Genomic DNA, 19,366 nt, shown 5'->3' with positions numbered 1-19,366 from the left:
TCCTAACGGACTCGCCAATCGGCGAGTTTCCATTTACAAATAAACGAGTAATAAAAAATAGGCAATGCCCCATTCATCTTTTGTGAAATGACATACATTATCATGAGGAAATATGGAAAAAGGAGTTTTATCTATGGAATGTCGGAGTTTTCAAATGGATTCCCAATGGAACATTATTTATTATCCTGAAAAGCCTACCGGGTTTGGGGTCTTAGTAATCGGAGATGAACGGCATTTTGTGGACGAGAGTAAAAGCTTTTGGACTCAAAATGAAGGAAAGCAAATCATAATCAACGATTTAAAAGAAAAAGGATACACCATTTTTTCCTCAAATCTTTATGGGCGGAACTGGGGCAGTGATAATGCGGTTGAGCTTGCGCAAAGCCTGTATCAACATGTCATTCGAAGTGAAATTCTTAATCAAAAAATTCATATTTTGGCAGAGGGCATGGGCGCGCTAGTTGCTCTAAAATTAATGGAGAAAATGAAAGACAACATCAGATCGGTTATCCTCCTAAATCCTGTGCTTTCTTTAAAATATCATCTCCAGCAAGAAAAAGAACATAAATTTTTTTATAAAAAATTAATCAGGGAATTAGTTGCAGCCTATCAAACAAATCAGCAAGACCTTGAAAGTGCCATTTCTAAAATGGACGATATTGTAAATCTTAATTACGACTGCCCGATACAAATCATCCATATCTTGGCCGGCGGCAGATCCTATAACCAATCGAAACAATATCAGCAGATCCTCGGACCCTCAAAAATAAATCCAACGTTTATTCTTCTGGAAAAAAAGCAACAGCTAGGTAAAATATGTGCCAAATTTCTAAGCAGCCACGAATCGGTCTTGTGACCATCCCTCCTCAAGTGAAATAATTCCTTATTGAAGAGCATAGGATTCAGTAAGGTAGTTTGGGGAGGGTGATGAAATGGACAAGGCTGTCATTTGGGGCGTTTTCGACTTTGTCAATTTTCACGTTTGTAAAACGTTATTAAATAAAGGCATAGAGGTTACTGGTATCCATTTAGAGGATACAGGCAAAATCCCTTATTTAGATGAAAAAAGGCTTGAAGTGGGGAGAAATGCTAATTTTGACGAGTACTCCTTCTCACAATGGAGGAAAAAAATACAGAACCGATCAGCTGAAAACCAACTGTTTATTTTTTCTATTTATGATCTTTACATGCTTCGGCAAGAACATCTATTATTAAATGTGCAAGTTAGAGAAACAATATTGGATTATCTTAAAAAGTATAATAGAAATATAGAGGTACTTTTTATTTTGCCTATGCAAATGTTGGAAACGAACGAGGAAACTGCTGTTTTAGATTTTCAAAGGCAAATAAAAAATCTGGTGGAAAACTTCAAAATTATTTACCTGCCATCTGCTTACGGACCTTGGCAGCCCAACGCTTTTTTTATTCAACAAGCTATTGTTGCGGCCATTACAGATATAGCTATTTCAATTAATGATAGGGAATGGACTGAAGATGCAGTATATGTTGAAGATGCTGCTGAATCTATACTTGAACTGATTGAAGGAGAGGAATCAGGGGCATTTATTGTGGAAAGCGGTCAGGAGAATTATTGGGATAAATGTGTCACTTATTTAAATATTACGGAACAGTGGGAACAGTCCAAAAGGCGGATAGTGCCGCATCTCTCTGACCATTTTGTGGTAAGAGTACCTGTTAAAAAGATAACTGATTTAACTGAATCACTGAACAGACAAAAGCAGCATACTCAGATGCTGTATCTCAATTATTTTGAAAATGATGGACGATAGGCTCCTTTGTACGGGGGAAGCGAAGAAATTTACTTTTCAATTATTTATTGAACAGGTAGAATAATAATTAACAAGATTTACTAAAAGGTTAGTTTAGTTTAGGTTTGAGAGCTAGGCCGCCGTACGAAGGAGTTGCATTCAATGCTTAGCCGCTTCGGCATCATTTTTTTATGCCTTTTTTTACTAAGTGCTTGCGGGGAAACGAAAGCACAAGGCCACCTGCAAAAGGCTGGTTTATTAGTGCCCGATACCGTAAATGATCAAGTGTGGGCCACGAAAGGCTTTAATGGACTGTTAAAGATTCAATCCAAATTTAATATCGATGTATTTTATAAAGAGGGCATGAATTCAGAGGATAAAGTAGAAAAGGCCGTAAAAGAGTTTGATCAAAAAGGGGTCAATCTCATTTTCGGGCACGGGTCGGAATACGCCGAATATTTTAATAAAATTTCAAAGGATTATCCTAATATTCACTTTGTCAGTTTTAATGGTGATGCCAAAACACCCAACACCACCAGCCTGAACTTCAAGGGGCATGCGATGGGCTTTTTTGGGGGGATGGTTGCAGCCCATATGTCAAAGCAGCATAAAGTCGGAGTCTTGGCCGCCTATGAATGGCAGCCGGAAATCGAAGGGTTTTACCAAGGAGCCATGGCGGAGGATAAAAATACCCATGTAAGTATTGAATATGTCGGCAATTGGGATGATGATAATAAATCCATCCAATTAGTTGATCGAATGCTTGATACCGGTGTGGATGTTGTTTATCCTGCCGGGGATGGGTTTAACGTACCCGTGATAGAAAGAGTAAAAGACCGAGGGCAATATGTGATTGGTTATGTTTCTGAACAATCGGATTTTGGAGAATCGACGGTCTTAACCAGCACGATTCAACAGGTTGATAAATTGTACGTTAAGGTTGCCGAACAGTTTAATAACCAGAAACTAAAGTCGGGGAATCTTTCCTTTGATTTTCAAGATGATGTCATTTCATTAGGCAAATACAGCCCTTTAGTAGACAAGGGTTTTATCCATAAAATGGATAAATATATCGAGACCTATAAAAATTCCGGGAATCTCCCCAAATAATGGATAAAGCTGCCTTTTTGGAAGGCAGCTCTATTTTTTTTTCAAAAGCTGTTCGACAAAGGGATAAATTTTTTGAAATAAGGGCTTTAATCCCCGGGCAGATTCCATTAAAGTATCTACATGCCCCATGATCTCCGTGTAATCAATATTCGGCGGCTGATATGGCTGATGTTGCGGGTGCTGGAAAAGATGGTCATGTTGGACCGTCTCCTGGCCCTGACGCCCCCGTCCATGTCCAAACATTAATGCCGTGAATGGATCTTCCTCCCACTCCTCTTCTTTTCCATCATGGTTAGCTAAACTCTCTAGGTCTTCCGCCTTGTCATTACCAAAATCCCTCAGTTCATTCAGTTCCTGATCGTCCACTGCTAATTTGGCTCCCTTCAAAAATAATTCGTTTAGTATTACCTTATGAATAAACCAATAAATGGAATGTACATTAGCGGAGGGATCCAGGAAGAAACTATTGCTAAACAAAGCACTAATTTGATAAAATTAGTACCAAGTCATAATAATTGATATTAAATGTATTTGGATAAATCCAAAGGAGATGGAAATATGCGAGCAGGCATTGTTGGTATTGGAAGATATTTACCGGAGAAAGTGGTAACCAACTTTGATTTAGAGAAAATGATGGACACCTCTGATGAATGGATTCGCACAAGAACAGGTATTGAAGAGCGGAGAATTGCAACGGATGATGTGAATACTTCAGATATGGCCTTTTTTGCGGCTGAAAAAGCGATTAGTGATGCAGGTATACGTGCGGAAGATCTAGATTTAATCTTAGTAGCAACGGTTACTCCGGATACACCTTTTCCATCAGTAGCTTGTAAAATTCAAGAAAGACTAGGTGCTCATAAAGCTGCTGCAATGGATGTCAGTGCAGCATGTGCAGGTTTTATGTATGGAATTGTGACAGCCAAACAATTTATTGAAAGTGAAGTTTATAAAAATGTCCTTGTTGTTGGTGTCGAAAAGCTTTCAAAAATCACCGACTGGAATGATCGCAATACCGCAGTTCTATTCGGGGACGGAGCGGGTGCAGTGATCATCGGACCGGTTTCGGACAATAGGGGAATCCTTTCCTTTGAACTAGGTGCAGACGGAACAGGAGCAAAGCATTTATATCAAGACGAATACATCATTATGAATGGCCGTGAAGTATTTAAGTTTGCGGTAAGGCAAATGGGTGAAAGCTGTATAAATGTTCTTGAAAAAGCAGGTTTAAAGAAAGAAGACGTTGATTTTCTGATTCCTCATCAAGCCAATATCAGGATTATGGAGGCTTCAAGACAAAGATTGGAGCTGCCTGTCGAAAAAATGTCTAAAACAGTTCATAAATACGGAAATACTTCAGCAGCTTCGATTCCAATTTCGATAGTTGAAGAGTTGGAAGCAGGTAAAATAAAAGATGATGATCTAATCGTGATGGTTGGATTTGGCGGCGGCCTAACATGGGGAGCCATTGCCATCCGCTGGGGAAAATAATCGTAAGTTTAGCTAATAATAGAACAAGGTTTATTTATAGGGAAAAGGAAATCCTAAAAAGGAGATGGAAAAATGAATAAACGCAGGGTAGTTGTGACAGGCGTTGGAGCGGTAACACCACTCGGGAATGATGCTGAAACAACTTGGAAAGGCATAATTGAAGGTAAATCAGGAGTCGGGCCGCTTACCCGCTTAAATGCAGATGAATATCCGGCCAAGGTTGCAGCAGAGGTCAAGGATTTTAATGCGGAAACCTTTATTGACAAAAAAGATGCAAGAAAAATGGATCGTTTTACGCATTATGCAGTAGCGAGTGCATTAATGGCTGTAAAGGATGCGAACTTAACAATAAATGAAGAAAACTCTCACCGTGTCGGAGTCTGGATTGGTTCTGGTATCGGCGGCATGGAAACTTTTGAAAATCAATTTGAGATGTTTCAAAAAAGAGGCTACAAGCGGGTCAGCCCGTTCTTTGTTCCTATGATGATTCCTGACATGGCCACAGGCCAGGTTTCCATCACACTTGGTGCAAGAGGTTTTAATTCGTGTACCGTTACCGCTTGTGCGACAGGGACAAATTCCATTGGGGATGCATTTAAAGTCATTCAACGCGGGGATGCAGATGTCATGGTAACAGGTGGTGCAGAGGCTCCGATTACGAGAATGGCGGTAGCAGGCTTCTGTGCAAATACAGCTTTATCGACAAACCCGGATCCAAAAACGGCCAGCCGTCCATTTGATAAAAACCGTGATGGCTTCGTTATTGGCGAGGGTGCCGGAATCGTTATTCTAGAAGAGTTAGAGCATGCGCTCTCCCGCGGAGCAAAAATATATGCGGAGATTGTTGGTTATGGAGCAACCGGAGATGCCTATCATATCACTGCACCGGCGCCAGGAGGAGAAGGCGGTGCCAGGGCAATGAAAATGGCAATTGAAGATGCCGGGTTGAGTCCGGAGGATATCGACTATATCAACGCTCACGGAACAAGTACTGAATATAACGATAAATTTGAAACAATGGCTGTTAAAAATGTTTTTGGAGAACATTCCTATAAGGTAGCCATGAGTTCAACAAAATCGATGACGGGACATTTACTTGGCGCTGCGGGGGCGGTAGAAGCTATTATTACCGTTAGGGCTATTCAAGAGAGCATTCTTCCGCCAACAATGAATTATGAGACACCAGATCCGGAATGTGACTTGGATTATGTTGTCAATGAAGCAAGACCAAAAGAAATCAACGTTGCCATGAGTAACTCATTAGGATTCGGCGGTCACAACGCAACCATTGTCTTTAAAAAATATCAATAATATGAAATGGGGACCGAGAATATCTTGGTCTCTTTTCTTTTTATGTTACAGCGCCTTTCAACCGAGAACCACCCCTAAAAGCCATCATAAACTATAAATTAGAATGAACACTTAAATGGGGTGCAATAATGGGGATCATCAGAACCGATCAATGGCTTGAAAAAGATTTTGATCGTCCAATAAAAATCTGTGAACGGCTGCTCCCATATTTTAAGGGGCAAAAGGCCAATGAAATATATAATCAGCTGCAAAACTTTGGAATGTACCGGCCATCCTGGAAATCCCGAAATAATGTAAGTGAAATGAAGGAATACAACGCCTGGGATAGGGTGGAAGAATTGTTCAATATCTATATAAAGAAATGGTCAGGCCCGAATATACCCATTTTCCTTTTCCCGTTAAATGAAAGGGGAGGGTTATTTATTAGGAGAGATGAGAGGCGGAAGGCAGGGGTATCTTTCCCTGATAAGATGTTCCTTTTTCTTTCCAGCTACGAAGATTTAAAAGAGGTTGAAGCTCTATTTGTACATGAATATCATCATGTCTGCCGGCTTCGTGCACTTAATAAAGATTTTAAAGAATACACCCTTTTGGACTCCCTTATCATTGAGGGCCTTGCGGAATATGCTGTCTATAAACATTGTGGCAAGGAATATTTAGCAAACTGGTGCCGTATGTATACAGATAGGGAAATCTCTTATTTTTGGGATCGTTATATAAAAAAACAGCTAGATATAAGTAAAAATCAAAAACTCCATGATGAACTTCTATATGGCGGGGGAAGATTTCCGTTGCTACTCGGATATGCTGCAGGATATAATATTATCCGAAAATTCTACGAGAAACAAAATTATTCTACAAAACTAAGTTTTACTCAGCCTGCTTCAAAATATTTAAAAGAGAATGTTGATTTTTCCAGGTAGAGCCTGATTTTTCAGGCTTTTCCCATTTCAGTTAATTTAGAATTGACTAATTAAACAAAAAAGTCTTGCAATTGTAATAGCTCTGTAATAAAATTCTATCTAAATATAACTAATTAACAGAATAATACAAAAAGTAAGAAGGTGTAGCATGAGCGCAAATAAATCATCACTCAAAGAGGCACCAATGCTAGAAGTAAAAAATTTAGAAACTGCTTTCGATATTGACGGGACTTTTTATAATGCTGTCGATAATGTTTCATTTAAGGTTAAACCGAGGCAAATTGTCGGAGTTGTCGGTGAATCAGGCTGCGGTAAATCTGTCATGAGTTTGTCAGTCATGCAGCTCCTTCCTAAAGGGATAGGGAAAATCAAGGCAGGTGAAATCGTTTTTGATGGCATAAATCTTGAAAAAATGACTGAAGCACAAATTAATAAAATTCGCGGAAAAGATATTTCAATGATCTTCCAAGAACCAATGACCTCTCTCAACCCTGTTTTTACAATAGGATATCAGCTTGAAGAGGTTCTTTTTAACCATATGAAAATATCAAAAAAAGAAGCTAGGCAGAAATCTATTGCTTTGTTGAAAAGCGTAGGAATCTCCCGCCCGGAAAAAATCGTTGATGAGTATCCGCATCAGCTTTCAGGCGGTATGAGACAACGCGTTATGATTGCAATCGCGATTGCTTGTCAGCCTAAATTGTTAATTGCTGATGAGCCGACTACAGCCCTTGATGTGACGGTTCAGGCACAAATTCTCGAATTATTGAAAAGCATTCAGGAAGTAAATGATATGTCCGTCATTTTAATTACCCACGATTTGGGTGTGGTTGCCGAGATGTGTGACGAAGTCATCGTTATGTATGCCGGCAAAATTGTTGAACGTACTGATGTTGAAACATTGTTCTATAATCCAAAGCATCCTTATACGACTTTACTTTTGGGAGCGGTTCCAAAAATGGAACAAGAGGAAGAAAGACTTAGCTCCATTCAAGGAATCGTACCTTCTTTAACGAATATGCTTAAGGTCGGCTGCCGGTTTGCGAACCGCTGTCCAAAGGCGATGCCAGAATGTCTGACAACAACCCCAATTCTCGCTGAAACCGATTATGGCCATGAAGTTGCCTGCCTGCTCTACGAAACAAGTAAACCAAGAGAAGGGGTGAGGTAATGAGACCTACTTCTGTACATAACCAAGAAGCATTTTCCTCTCAATCTGAAACACTATTACAAATTCAAAATCTAAAAACCTATTATCCTGTTAAAGGTGGTTTTTTTAAACGGACTGTCGGCCATGTCAAAGCGGTTGATAATATTTCCTTTGAGATTAAAAAAGGGGAAACGCTAGGGCTTGTAGGGGAATCCGGCTGTGGAAAATCCACGGCGGGCAGGACCATTTTAAGACTTCTAAAACCAACGGAAGGTAGTATTCTGTTTGACGGAAAAGACATTACGAAAATTTCCGGAAAACATTTAAGGGAAATCCGTCAAGATATGCAGATGGTATTCCAGGATCCCTACGCTTCTTTGAACCCGATGCAAATGGTAGGGGATATTATTGCCGAACCAATCTATAACTTTCACAAAAAAAGCAAATCTGAATTAAAAAATGAAGTAATGGATTTGTTAGAAAAGGTAGGCTTGCCGCCAGATGCCTATTATAAATATGCGCATGAATTTTCTGGTGGACAGCGCCAGCGGATTGGAATTGCCCGAGCCCTTGCGCTGCGGCCAAAATTGATAATAGCGGATGAACCGGTGTCTGCTTTAGACGTATCCGTGCAATCCCAAGTATTAAATCTATTAAAGGATTTACAGGAAGAATTTGACCTGACTTTTCTTTTTATCGCTCACGATTTAAGTGTTGTCAAACATATGAGTGATCGCATTGGGGTTATGTATTTAGGGAATATGGTAGAGATTTCCGATAAAAATAGCCTTTATGCCGAACCCTTGCACCCATATACCCAGGCATTAATTTCCGCAATACCAAATCCGGATCCACGGCATAAGAAGGAGCGGATCATTTTAACTGGAGATGTGCCAAGCCCAATCAATCCTCCTGCAGGCTGTCCATTCCATCCTCGCTGCCCAATGGCAATGGAGGAATGTTCTAAAAGCAAACCTACATTAAAGGAGGTGAAGCCCTCTCACCGAGTAGCTTGCCACCTTTATTAGTAGAAAAGCGGAAGCGCCTTGACGCTGAAGCTGGACATCTACAAAAGCAGTAAAACTTATTAGGGGGGAAACAAATGAAGAAGAGAAGTATGCTCTGGCTTGCAGCTTTAATGCTCGTGTTATCAGCATTTTTAGCTGCATGCTCCGGCGGCGAAAAAGCTGGTACTAAGAAAGAAGAAAACGGAGGAAAATCCGGTGAAACTGCAGGAAAACCTCAGGATGGCGGGACATTAGTTTATGCTTTGGATTCTTCCTTCAAGGGATTATTAAACTACTCTTTCTACGGCGATGCAGTTGATGATGAAATTCTTCAATTATTTGATGAAAACCTAATCGATTATGATGCGCAATTAAAGGCACAGCCATACATCGCTTCTTGGAAAACCGAAGACAATAAAGTGTTTGATTTTGAAATCAAAAAAGGTGTTAAATGGCACAACGGCGATGAATTATCAGTAAAAGACTGGGAATTTGCCCTATATACTATTGCCGACAAAGATTATGAAGGCCCTCGTTTTGATAACGTAAGAAATATCGTAGGTGCTCAAGATTTCCATGATGGAAAAACTGACAAAATTGAAGGTATTAAAGTCACCGATGATTATCATGTCCAAATTACATTTGACAAAGCCCGTGTCAACAACTTGGATAATCTTTGGACATACCCAATGAACCGTACTGCTTTTAAAGGTGTCGCTGTTAAAGATATGATGAGCGCTGAAGCAGTCCGCACTAAACCAGTGGGTCTTGGACCATACAAGGTAACAAAAATCGTTCCAGGTGAATCTGTTGAAATGGAACGATTTAATGACTATTTTGCTGGCAAGCCTCATATCGACAAAATTGTAGTTAAGGTAATTGACCCATCTCTATCCGTTGGCGAACTAAAAAACGGTACACTTGACATGACTTCATTCCACCCAAGCATTATTGATCAAGTTAAAGCTCTAGATAATGTCAATGCAATAACATATCCTGGCGTTAGCTACTATTATGTTGGTTTCCGCTTAGGTACTTGGGATGGCGAGAAAAACGTCATGAATGAACCAAAATACGCTGACAAAAAGCTTCGTGAAGCGATGTTCTATGCAATTAACCGTGAAGAGTGGGTAAAAGCGTTCTTCTTCGGCGTAGGTAAGCCGGTTAACCGTCCTATCCCAACGAACCACTGGATTGCAGCACCAAACGACCAATTAGAGCAGTACAAATATAATCCGAAGAAAGCAAAAGAATTGCTTGATGAAGCAGGTTATAAGGATGTTAACGGTGATGGTTTCCGTGAAGATCCAAACGGTAAGGAATTTGTTGTGAACTTCTCTCACTATGCAACACAAAACCCTACATTTGAAGCCCGTGCGAAAGCAATGGCTCAATATTGGGAAGCAGTTGGCTTAAAAACGAAGGTTTCCATGGTTGATTTCAACTTGTATTATGATCAACTTGAAAAAGCAGATAAGTCTATGGAAGTATTCTTCGGCGGCTGGTCCACTGGGTCCGATCCAGATCCAACTCCACTATGGGGCTCCAAAGCACTTTGGAACTACCCACGCTGGGTAAATGATGAAAGTGACAAGTTACTAGATGAGGCACTTGACATTAATGTTGTTGGAACAGACACCAACAAGCGTAAGGATCTCTATATTCAATGGCAAAAACTATTTATGAAGGATCTGCCTATTTTACCGATTGCTGAATTAGAAGAAACAATGGCAGTTTCTAAGCGTGTTCAAGGCGTTACATTTGACGTATCAGGTAAGAATCGTCCAAATGAATGGTGGATTAAGCAATAATCACAGCAAATAGACATGCATTAAACTATGTAAATGCATTTTCACATGAATATGTAAGCTATTGATATAAATGGGAAGAGGAAGGGGAGACTTAGGGTCTTTCTTTTCTCTCCCGTTTTAATCAACGGGGCATTGCACCACCGTATTTAACATAGTTATAGACAAGGAGAATGCACATGCTGAAGTACTCATTTCGAAGAATTTTGGGCATGATTCCGATGTTATTCCTCATCTCCATCGTCGTTTTTACTTTAGCAAAATTAATGCCGGGTGACGGCATCAGCGGCGAAATCGACCCACGGAATACAGATCCACAATATATCGCTGAGATGAGGGAAAAATTAGGCTATAATGATCCAATGCCTCAGCAATATTTTCGCTGGATCGATAATTTTGTCCAAGGGGATTTTGGCAAGTCAACACGCTTTAAAATTCCTGTAGCAGATGTTATTTCCGAACGCCTTCCTAATACTCTTATGCTTGGCATTACATCCATACTAATAACTTATATTCTCGCTTTTATTATGGGCTCATATGCAGGCCGAAAACCCTATACATTTGGAGATAATTTTATTGGGGGATTAAACTATTTAGGTTTATCTATTCCATCGTTTATTGCCGGTGTATTTGCGATATACTTATTTTCCTTTACTTTAGGATGGTTTCCTTCCAATGGATCGGTTGACATCGGGGTTACCGATGGTACATTGGAATATTGGTTAAGTCGTCTTCATCATGTATTGCTGCCAGCCATTGTACTTGGTTTATTAAGTACAGCAAGTTATACACAATTTTTACGGAACGATATTATTGAAAACAGCCGCAAGGATTTTGTTCGGACAGCACGCGCTAAAGGGACGCCTGAAAGAAAAATTTATAATGTTCATATTTTAAGGAATTCGATTATTCCTTTGATTACCTTTTTGGGATTTGACCTTGTTGCGATTATTAGCGGTGCCATCATTACGGAAACCATTTTTACATATCCGGGTCTTGGACAGCTGTTCCTCCAATCAGTTGGAACAAGGGATTATCCAGTTTTAATGACGTTGACCATGTTGTTCTCGTTCTTAACACTAATCGGAAACCTAATTGCTGATGTTTTATATGGTGTTGTAGACCCGAGAATCAGATTGGATTAAAGGGGGAGAAAAGATGCAAATCGATACACAAAAGGATACCAATATATCGGCAGCACCCCCGAAAAAAAGCTTATCACCATGGGCAATCGCTAGGAAAAAATTCGTTCAGAATAAACTCGCAATGATTAGTTTCATTTTCTTAGTTATTGTTGGGATTATCTCCTTTTTGGCTCCTTATATCACAACGGCTGATATAACGAGAGTAAATATTGCGGACATGTCCTTAGAGCCTTCGAGTAAGCATTGGCTCGGAACGGACAAATCAGGCCGGGATGTGTTTACCAGACTGATATATGGCGGTAGGATTTCGCTATTGGTTGGATTAAGCTGTACGATATTTGTTATTTTTATTGGGACATTAATTGGCTCTGTAGCAGGTTATTTTGGCGGAGCAGTTGATAACCTATTAATGAGATTTACTGATTTTATCCTAAACTTCCCATTTTTGGTTTTTGTCATTGTTATTAATGCCATTTTCTTTGGGAAAGTAAGCGGCTTATGGGTTTTAATCGCTGTAATTAGTTTCCTTTATTGGGGTGGTATTGCTCGGATTGTCAGAAGTAAAATTCTAGCCGAAAAAGAAAACGAATATATTACAGCGGCCATCTCTATTGGTTGTTCACCGGCAAAAGTAATCGTTAAACATCTTTTACCAAACGTATTATCAACTATCATTGTTCAAGCAACCATTACATTTGCTTCGATGATTGTCATTGAATCGGCACTGAGTTACCTTGGATTTGGTGTACCGCAAGAAACGCCAAGCTGGGGCAATATGCTTAATTCTGCGAATGAACCTGATGTCCTTCAGTACAAGCTCTGGATATGGATGCCGCCAGCACTCATCATTACCATGACCATTCTGTCCATCAACTTTATTGGTGAAGGCCTAAAAGACGCTTTTAACCCTAAATCAAGAAGATAAAAATCTACCATTTAGACATGGTAGATTTTTTTATGAGGCTTTATACCTAATAATATGGAAACAACCGGAGCAAAATGTATATAAAGGAATAATTTAACTGTCGCCTGCCCATACTGATTGACAAACAGTTTCTTGAAGTGAGGGATTATACAATGTTATATCTTCATGATGTATGGGTGAATTGGTTTGAAGGAGAAGAAAACGGTTATAATGTCTGCCACTTCCACGAATGGCGCAAGGATGACGGAGTTGAACTACTTGACCAAGTACCGCTGCTAAAAGTGGAGCCAATTCTTTTTAACTATATTGAAAATGATTTATCTGAATTGCCACAGCAGCTTCTAGATGATATTTACCAAAAAGCATACTTGCGAAAAAACCATGAACGGATCCAACTGGATTACTGCTTTGTGGTAACCGATGGGGTAGGCATTCTTGCTGTTGATACGATTGGCTATAATATTCCTATTCGAAAAAGCCGGTTAATTCCAAGACAGGAACAGCTTGTGTACGAAATGATCAGCAATCATGAACCTAAGGAATTTATATTTTATAATCAATCGAGTAAAAAAGACTTCCATATTCTTTCTCCAGAACCTACGTTAATGCTGGGTTTGACAAGAAAAGAGCGGCAGATAAAGCAGCTTCTGTTTATGGCTTTAGATCAGTTGTTTTCATCGAATAATGAAGCTGAGATTCGTTATTGGTTTACTGAGTGGTGCCCAGAACGCTACCAAACAATCCAAGAACTAAATTTTGCTGATGCCTGGGAACAGCTTTATGAAGAAATCAAATTTGGCTGGTCAAAAAAACACGAAATCTTTTGTGAAAATTTAATAAAGGGACAGCCATTTTTTGAAAAGCTATGGGAAATGGAACACGGTCCAAAGGTAAACTAAAAGCCTGACCCAAAAGGAATATATTTCATTCCTTTTGCGGTTCAGGCTTTTTTTGCTAATAGGAAAGTATAAATTTTCAAAAATTTATACTTTCCTGTCGCATAAATTCAACTACGCCTCATGAACGTCCTATCGGACTCGCCAATCGGCGAGTTTTCATTTATTAGCTATTTGCGCTTTCTTCCAAGGCCCATTGCATTTTCCATTTTCTTCAAGGTTTTGCTAGCAACTTTATTTGCTTTCTCTGCACCAAGGTCTAATATTTCGTCTAATTCAGTTGATTCCATTAATTCATAGTATTTATCTTGGATTGGTTTAAATGCCTTAATAACAACATCGGCCAAATCACCCTTAAAGTCCCCATAACCTTTACCATGGTACATCACTTCAAGTTCAGCAATAGTCATATTTCCTAAGATAGAGTATATGGATAAAAGATTTGAAATACCTGGTTTATTTTCTTTATCATACTTAACAATTCCCTCTGAATCGGTCACAGCACTTTTAATTTTCTTTTCAATTTGTTTTGGGTCATCAAGCAATGCAAGGAATGCTTTTTGATTCGGGTCGGATTTGCTCATTTTCCTAGTCGGGTCCTGCAGGGACATAATACGGGCACCGACCTCCGGAATGCGGACTTCAGGCATCGTGAGAATTTCTCTATATTTTTTATTAAATCTTTCGGCAAGATCACGTGTAAGCTCTAAATGTTGTTTTTGGTCTTCACCTACTGGAACAAGTTCAGCATTATACAATAAAATATCTGCGGCCATTAATGGCGGGTAGGTTAATAAACTTGCAGATACAGCCTCTTTACCTGCAGATTTATCCTTAAATTGGGTCATTCTCTCTAGTTCTCCGATATAGGACACACACTGCATCAACCATCCGGCTTGAGCGTGGGCGGGAACTTCTGATTGGATAAACAATGTCGCTTTTTCCGGATCGATTCCCACTGCGATATACAAGGCTGCCAAGCTGCGGATGTTCTTTCTCAAAGTTGCGGGATCTTGCGGGACAGTTATTGCATGCTGGTCGACTATGCAGAAGTAGCAATTATATTCATTCTGCAGCTCAACGAATTGCTTAAGTGCACCAATATAGTTACCAAGTGTGATTGTTCCACTTGGCTGAATTCCCGAAAATATTGTCTTCATAAATAATCCTCCTAAACAAATATATAAAAAAAGCCATTCATCCCCAAAAATAGGGACGAATGGCTCGCGGTACCACCCTAATTACTCAGTATACTGAGTCACTTTAAAACCCTTTAACGCGGGGAACGTCTACTCCTACTTTTCCTTTTATAAGGCTCAGAAAGAAGCTCCAAAGTCCATTCCGTATTTCTTTGTGTTTGTTTCCACCACCCACAAACTCTCTAAAACAAAGGACGATACGTACTACTCTTTTTCATTGCTTATCTAATATATTCGATTATTTCCCATTATAAATGATTTACATATTTCATTTCAAGCTAGTAAAACATAATAAACAACGAGGGCAATCAGCATAAGAATGCCGTTTACAATAGCATAAAAAAGGAAGGGTTTTTTATCAATTGTTACAAGTTGTGATAAACCAGGAATGTCTTCAAATTTCCGTTTATTAGTCTTAAGCGATTGGGTAAAGTTAAACGACTTGGAAATCGCATCATAAAATCCGCTTTGAATTGTGAAAATAAGCAAAAAGGAAAGGAGCAGTGCAAGTGAGATATAAAAAGATATATTGATATAACTAACAATGGAAATTTCACCGTAAAAAATAAACGATAAAATAAAAATGACAATTTGTGTAAACGCTACCAAAAAGACACTTTTATTAGGGACAATTTTCAATTAAATTCCTCCAAAACACTGTATTAGTAGGGTTTTTTAAATGAAAAAACCTTTATAAATATAAATTATAACATAGTAAATTGTAATTCATACGTAAGAATTGTCTCGAAAATGTAAATTAATTTTCAAAAAGTAATGTACAAGAGAATGAAAATATGTATAATAGAGAATGTAGTAATTTTTCAGAATAATAGAAAAGGGAGGTCTACTAGTGAAGAAATCAAAACTTTCACTACTTCTAGTTTTATCGCTAGTACTTAGCATGTTCCTTGCAGCCTGTTCTGGTGGTACTAAGAACGAGGAAAAAAGCAAGGACGAAGGAAAAACCAAAACTACAGAGGAAAAATTAGCGGCAGATCAAACGCTAAATGTTCTTGAGTCAGCCGAAATTCCAACAATGGATAGTGCTAAAAACCAAGACACCATGGGCGGCATCATGTTGAATGCTGTGAATGAAGGTTTATTCCGCTTGGATGAAAACCAAAAGATCGTTCCAGCCGCAGCTGAGAGCATGCCAAAATATAACGAAGATAAAACTGTAATTACAATCAAGTTGAGAAAAGATGCTAAATGGTCTAATGGCGATCCTGTAACCGCACATGACTTCGTATTTGGATGGCAGCGTGCGCTTGACCCAAAAACTGCTTCTGAATATGGTCCATATTTCATGGAAGACAGAATTAAAAATGCTTCTGAAATCATCGCCAAAGGGGAAAAAGCTACTCCTGAAGATATCAAAACTTTAGGTATTAAAGCTTTAGATGACTATACACTTGAAATCGATTTAGTAAGACCGCTTCCATATATTGAATCGTACCTTGCGTTTTATACATTCTTCCCTCAAAACCAAAAGTATGTTGAGGCACAGGGTGATAAATATGCGACAGATGCTGCACACATTCTTTTTAATGGTCCGTTCAAAATGACAAAATGGGACGGCCCGACAGCAACTGAATGGGCGTTAGAGAAAAACGACACCTATTGGAATGCTAAAAATATTACATTAAAGAAAGTTAACTTTAATGTTTCAAAAGACCCGCAAGCTTCTGCAAATGCTTTTGAAGCGGGGGAAGTAGACGTTACGCCTAAGCTTGCTCAAGCTGCTATTCTTTCACAATATCAAGGATCTGAAGAATTGCTTACTTACACAGAACCATCAGTATTCTGGCTAAAAATGAATCAAAAAAATCCTGCATTCCAGAACTTAAATATTCGTAAGGCTATTGCATTAACAGTTGATAAGAATGCCCTTGTTAAAGACGTATTGGCTAACGGTTCTATTGCTGCAGATTACATTGTTCCAAAGGAATTTGCTTTTAATAATGGCAAGGATTTCCGTGATGGCGCAGCCACTTATATGAAAATGAATAAAGAGGAAGCCAAAAAGTTTTGGGAAAAAGGTCTTCAAGAGCTTGGTCAAAAAGAATTAACGTTCACTTATGTAGGTCAAGATACTGAATCTTCTAAGAAAACGGATGCGTTCGTAAAAGACCAATTAGAGAAAACCTTACCTGGTTTAAAAATCAATATTGAAAGTGTTCCGTTCAAAATCCGTATCGACCGTGAAAATAAACAAGATTATGATTTATTATTTGCCGGATGGGGACCTGACTACGCAGACCCTATGACTTATATGGATTTATTCTTAACTGGCGGACAAAATAACCGCATGAGCTATAGCTCTGCAAAATATGATGAGTTGGTCAAAGCAGCCCAAACCACTTTGGGAGCGAAGGCTGATGAGCGCTGGAAAGCTCTTCATGATGCGGAGAAAGTTCTTTTAGAAGACGATGCAGCAATTGTACCGATGTATCAACGTGCAGCTAACATCTTAGTTAACCCGAAAGTAAAAGGTCTTGTTACTCATGCAATGAGCCCAGACATGGATTTCCAACATGTTAAGATTGTTGAAACCAATAAGTAATCATAATTAACCAAATAGGGGAGAGAGTATATTGTCGAAATATACTCTCTTTTCACCTGTATCTAAATTGTCGAAAAACGTCGAATATTTCATTAATAGGAGGTGTAGGCATGGCAAAGTATCTTTTGCAACGAATTGTCTATATGATATTGACCTTATTCATTGTAGCTTCTGTTACTTTTTTCCTCATGAAACTTATACCGGGTACTCCTTTTAATAGTGCGGAAAAATTAACGCCTCAACAGCTTCATATCATGCAAGAAAAGTATGGATTGAATGATCCTGTGCCTATTCAATATGTTCATTATATAGCGAACTTGGTTAAAGGTGATTTAGGAGTCTCCTTTCAATTTGATAATACCCCGGTTACAAAACTTCTTCAAATACGAATTGGTCCATCTGCTGTACTTGGTATTCAGGCAATGATTTTAGGTGCTTTAATAGGAATTGTCTTAGGAGTAGTTGCCGCATTAAAGCAGAATACATGGGTGGACTACGGTTCGACATTTATTGCTGTTGTTGGTAAATCAATCCCATCATTTATTTTTGCGGGATTGCTTCAGTATTACCTAGGAGTCAAACTTGGTTGGTTCCCTGTAATGTTTTGGAAAGGGCCGGAATATACCATTATGCCAACGATTGCTTTGGCGATGTTCCCAATCTCGATTACGGCACGTTTTATGCGGACTGAAATGGTGGAAGTTTTGGGTACAGAATACATTACATTGGCAAAAGCAAAAGGCGCAAGTTATTGGCAGATAAGTGTAAAACACGCTTTAAGAAATGCCTTAATTCCAGTTGTTACAGTTCTTGGCCCCTTAGCAGTAGGGCTTATGACAGGTTCCCTCGTTATTGAAAATATCTTTGGAATACCAGGTATTGGTGAGCAATTTGTTAAAGCGATTATGGTAAACGACTATCCGGTTATTATGGGAACGAATATTTTATTTGCTGCTTTGTTTGTGGTCATAATATTAGTAGTAGATATTCTTTACGGTATAATTGACCCACGTATTCGTATCTCGGGGGGGAAAAGTTAAATGTTAAACAAAGAAACAGCTATTTCGAAGGATATGTTTGCGCCCGCCCATATAGATCCATCTAAAAGTGAGAAAATTTCCAAGCCCAGCTTAAACTTTTGGCAGGATTCTTGGCTAAGGGTCAAAAAAAATAAAGGTGCAGTGCTAAGTTTAGTGATAATTGTCATCGTCATCTTTTTAGCGTTTGTCGGGCCTTTATTGACACCATATAAATTTGATACGCAAAATACAAAGAATAATAACTTACCACCTCGTATACAAGGGTTGGAAAACATCCACTGGCTCCCGTTTGATGGGACATTAAAGCGAAAGAATGGGACGGAGTACAACCCTTATGAGATCCGAGAGGTAAAGGAGTACTATTGGTTTGGTACAGATGGCCTTGGCCGGGATCTCTTTGCACGTCTTTGGAAAGGAACTCAAATATCACTTTTCATCGCTTTTATGGCAGCACTAGTGGACATGCTGATAGGGGTGACCTATGGGGCGATTTCAGGTTACCTAGGTGGGCGCGTAGATAGCGTCATGCAGAGGATAGTGGAAATTATCGTCGGGATTCCTAACCTAATTGTCGTCGTATTAATGATTCTTGTGTTAAAACCGGGTATTGTTCCGATCATTATTGCAATCGCTCTTACCGGTTGGACAAGTATGGCCCGTGTGGTCCGTGCCCAGGTATTAAAATTTAAAAATCAGGAATTTGTTTTGGCTGCCAAAACGTTAGGCGCTTCAAATGGATCTATCATATTTAAACATATGATTCCAAACATGTTTGGCGTCATTATCATAAATACAATGTTCTCTATCCCGAATGCGATTTTCTTCGAAGCATTCCTAAGCTTTATTGGGTTAGGTCTGCAAGAGCCAAATGCGTCCTTGGGGACATTGGTGAATGACGGCTATCATTCAATGATTGCTTTTCCATATCAAATGATTATTCCATCGATCATGATTGCGTTAATTATGGTTTGTTTCAATCTGGTGGCAGATGGTTTACGAGATGCATTCGATCCAAAAATGCGTGATTAG

18 protein-coding genes and 1 other annotated feature are annotated in these 19,366 nt (G+C 39.1%); of the genes, 15 read left to right on the top strand and 3 right to left on the bottom strand.

The annotated features are described in order from the left end of the window. Positions 1–133: 133 nt before the first annotated feature. The 3 genes from KHA99_RS06770 (at position 134) to KHA99_RS06760 (ending at position 2,879) form a co-directional block, all read left to right on the top strand. Positions 134–856: an alpha/beta fold hydrolase gene (locus KHA99_RS06770; RefSeq protein WP_213116625.1), complete on the top strand. Its 723-nt coding sequence runs from the start codon at positions 134–136 to the stop codon at positions 854–856. Positions 857–932: 76 nt separating this feature from the next. Then, positions 933–1,790, top strand: coding sequence for a Rossmann-fold NAD(P)-binding domain-containing protein (locus KHA99_RS06765; protein ID WP_213116624.1), 858 nt, complete (start codon positions 933–935; stop codon positions 1,788–1,790). 141 nt (positions 1,791–1,931) lie between these two features. After that, the gene (locus KHA99_RS06760; protein WP_213116623.1) at positions 1,932–2,879 is read left to right on the top strand and encodes a BMP family ABC transporter substrate-binding protein; all 948 of its coding nucleotides are present in this window, start codon (positions 1,932–1,934) and stop codon (positions 2,877–2,879) included. A gap of 30 nt (positions 2,880–2,909) precedes the next feature. Here KHA99_RS06760 and KHA99_RS06755 read toward each other — a convergent pair whose 3' ends face one another. Continuing rightward, positions 2,910–3,245, bottom strand: a complete 336-nt coding sequence (locus tag KHA99_RS06755) for a hypothetical protein (protein ID WP_213116622.1) — start codon at positions 3,243–3,245, stop codon at positions 2,910–2,912. A 192-nt stretch (positions 3,246–3,437) separates the two neighbouring features. Here KHA99_RS06755 and KHA99_RS06750 point away from each other — a divergent pair, with 192 nt between their 5' ends. The 9 genes from KHA99_RS06750 (at position 3,438) to KHA99_RS06710 (ending at position 13,538) form a co-directional block, all read left to right on the top strand. Further along, positions 3,438–4,370: a beta-ketoacyl-ACP synthase III gene (locus KHA99_RS06750; RefSeq protein WP_213116621.1), complete on the top strand. Its 933-nt coding sequence runs from the start codon at positions 3,438–3,440 to the stop codon at positions 4,368–4,370. Between the two features lie 72 nt (positions 4,371–4,442). Beyond that, positions 4,443–5,681 (top strand): beta-ketoacyl-ACP synthase II, encoded by a 1,239-nt coding sequence (gene fabF / locus KHA99_RS06745; RefSeq protein ID WP_213116620.1) that lies wholly within the window; start codon positions 4,443–4,445, stop codon positions 5,679–5,681. Between the two features lie 128 nt (positions 5,682–5,809). After that, positions 5,810–6,604, top strand: coding sequence for a DUF2268 domain-containing putative Zn-dependent protease (locus tag KHA99_RS06740; protein WP_213116619.1), 795 nt, complete (start codon positions 5,810–5,812; stop codon positions 6,602–6,604). A 148-nt stretch (positions 6,605–6,752) separates the two neighbouring features. Then, complete coding sequence (locus KHA99_RS06735) at positions 6,753–7,775, top strand: ABC transporter ATP-binding protein (RefSeq protein WP_213116618.1); 1,023 nt, start codon at positions 6,753–6,755, stop codon at positions 7,773–7,775. Then, complete coding sequence (locus KHA99_RS06730; protein ID WP_213116617.1) at positions 7,775–8,782, top strand: ABC transporter ATP-binding protein; 1,008 nt, start codon at positions 7,775–7,777, stop codon at positions 8,780–8,782. Before KHA99_RS06735 ends, KHA99_RS06730 begins: the two co-directional genes overlap by 1 nt. A 74-nt stretch (positions 8,783–8,856) precedes the next feature. Continuing rightward, positions 8,857–10,572 (top strand): oligopeptide ABC transporter substrate-binding protein, encoded by a 1,716-nt coding sequence (opp4A, locus tag KHA99_RS06725; protein ID WP_213116616.1) that lies wholly within the window; start codon positions 8,857–8,859, stop codon positions 10,570–10,572. 176 nt (positions 10,573–10,748) lie between these two features. Then, positions 10,749–11,714, top strand: coding sequence for an oligopeptide ABC transporter permease (gene opp4B / locus KHA99_RS06720; protein WP_213116615.1), 966 nt, complete (start codon positions 10,749–10,751; stop codon positions 11,712–11,714). 13 nt (positions 11,715–11,727) lie between these two features. After that, on the top strand, positions 11,728–12,639 hold the full coding sequence (opp4C, locus tag KHA99_RS06715) for an oligopeptide ABC transporter permease (RefSeq protein ID WP_213116614.1): 912 nt from the start codon (positions 11,728–11,730) through the stop codon (positions 12,637–12,639). 152 nt (positions 12,640–12,791) lie between these two features. Next, the gene (locus KHA99_RS06710) at positions 12,792–13,538 is read left to right on the top strand and encodes a YjbA family protein (protein WP_213116613.1); all 747 of its coding nucleotides are present in this window, start codon (positions 12,792–12,794) and stop codon (positions 13,536–13,538) included. A gap of 167 nt (positions 13,539–13,705) precedes the next feature. Here the strand turns inward: KHA99_RS06710 and trpS are convergent, their stop codons facing one another. Together trpS and KHA99_RS06700 are read right to left on the bottom strand one after the other, a co-directional pair. Continuing rightward, positions 13,706–14,695 carry a tryptophan--tRNA ligase gene (trpS, locus tag KHA99_RS06705; RefSeq protein ID WP_213116612.1) on the bottom strand — a complete coding sequence of 330 codons (990 nt, stop codon included), beginning with the start codon at positions 14,693–14,695 and terminating at the stop codon, positions 13,706–13,708. Between the two features lie 48 nt (positions 14,696–14,743). After that, positions 14,744–14,961, bottom strand: a binding site (T-box leader). A 46-nt stretch (positions 14,962–15,007) separates the two neighbouring features. After that, positions 15,008–15,373: a DUF3899 domain-containing protein gene (locus KHA99_RS06700; protein ID WP_213116611.1), complete on the bottom strand. Its 366-nt coding sequence runs from the start codon at positions 15,371–15,373 to the stop codon at positions 15,008–15,010. Positions 15,374–15,584: 211 nt separating this feature from the next. Between KHA99_RS06700 and KHA99_RS06695 the strand changes: the two genes are divergently transcribed. The 3 genes from KHA99_RS06695 to opp3C all read left to right on the top strand — a co-directional run bounded on the left by KHA99_RS06695 (position 15,585) and on the right by opp3C (position 19,366). Continuing rightward, positions 15,585–17,297 carry a peptide ABC transporter substrate-binding protein gene (locus tag KHA99_RS06695; protein WP_213116610.1) on the top strand — a complete coding sequence of 571 codons (1,713 nt, stop codon included), beginning with the start codon at positions 15,585–15,587 and terminating at the stop codon, positions 17,295–17,297. 110 nt (positions 17,298–17,407) lie between these two features. Further along, positions 17,408–18,337, top strand: coding sequence for an oligopeptide ABC transporter permease (opp3b, locus tag KHA99_RS06690; RefSeq protein ID WP_213116609.1), 930 nt, complete (start codon positions 17,408–17,410; stop codon positions 18,335–18,337). Next, positions 18,338–19,366 carry an oligopeptide ABC transporter permease gene (gene opp3C, locus KHA99_RS06685; protein WP_213116608.1) on the top strand — a complete coding sequence of 343 codons (1,029 nt, stop codon included), beginning with the start codon at positions 18,338–18,340 and terminating at the stop codon, positions 19,364–19,366.

This window comes from Neobacillus rhizophilus (assembly GCF_018343535.1).
GTDB classification, from domain to species: domain Bacteria; phylum Bacillota; class Bacilli; order Bacillales; family Cytobacillaceae; genus Neobacillus; species Neobacillus rhizophilus.
The sequence above is the reverse complement of the archived record's forward strand: the minus strand, read 5'-3'. Positions and strand labels throughout refer to the sequence as shown.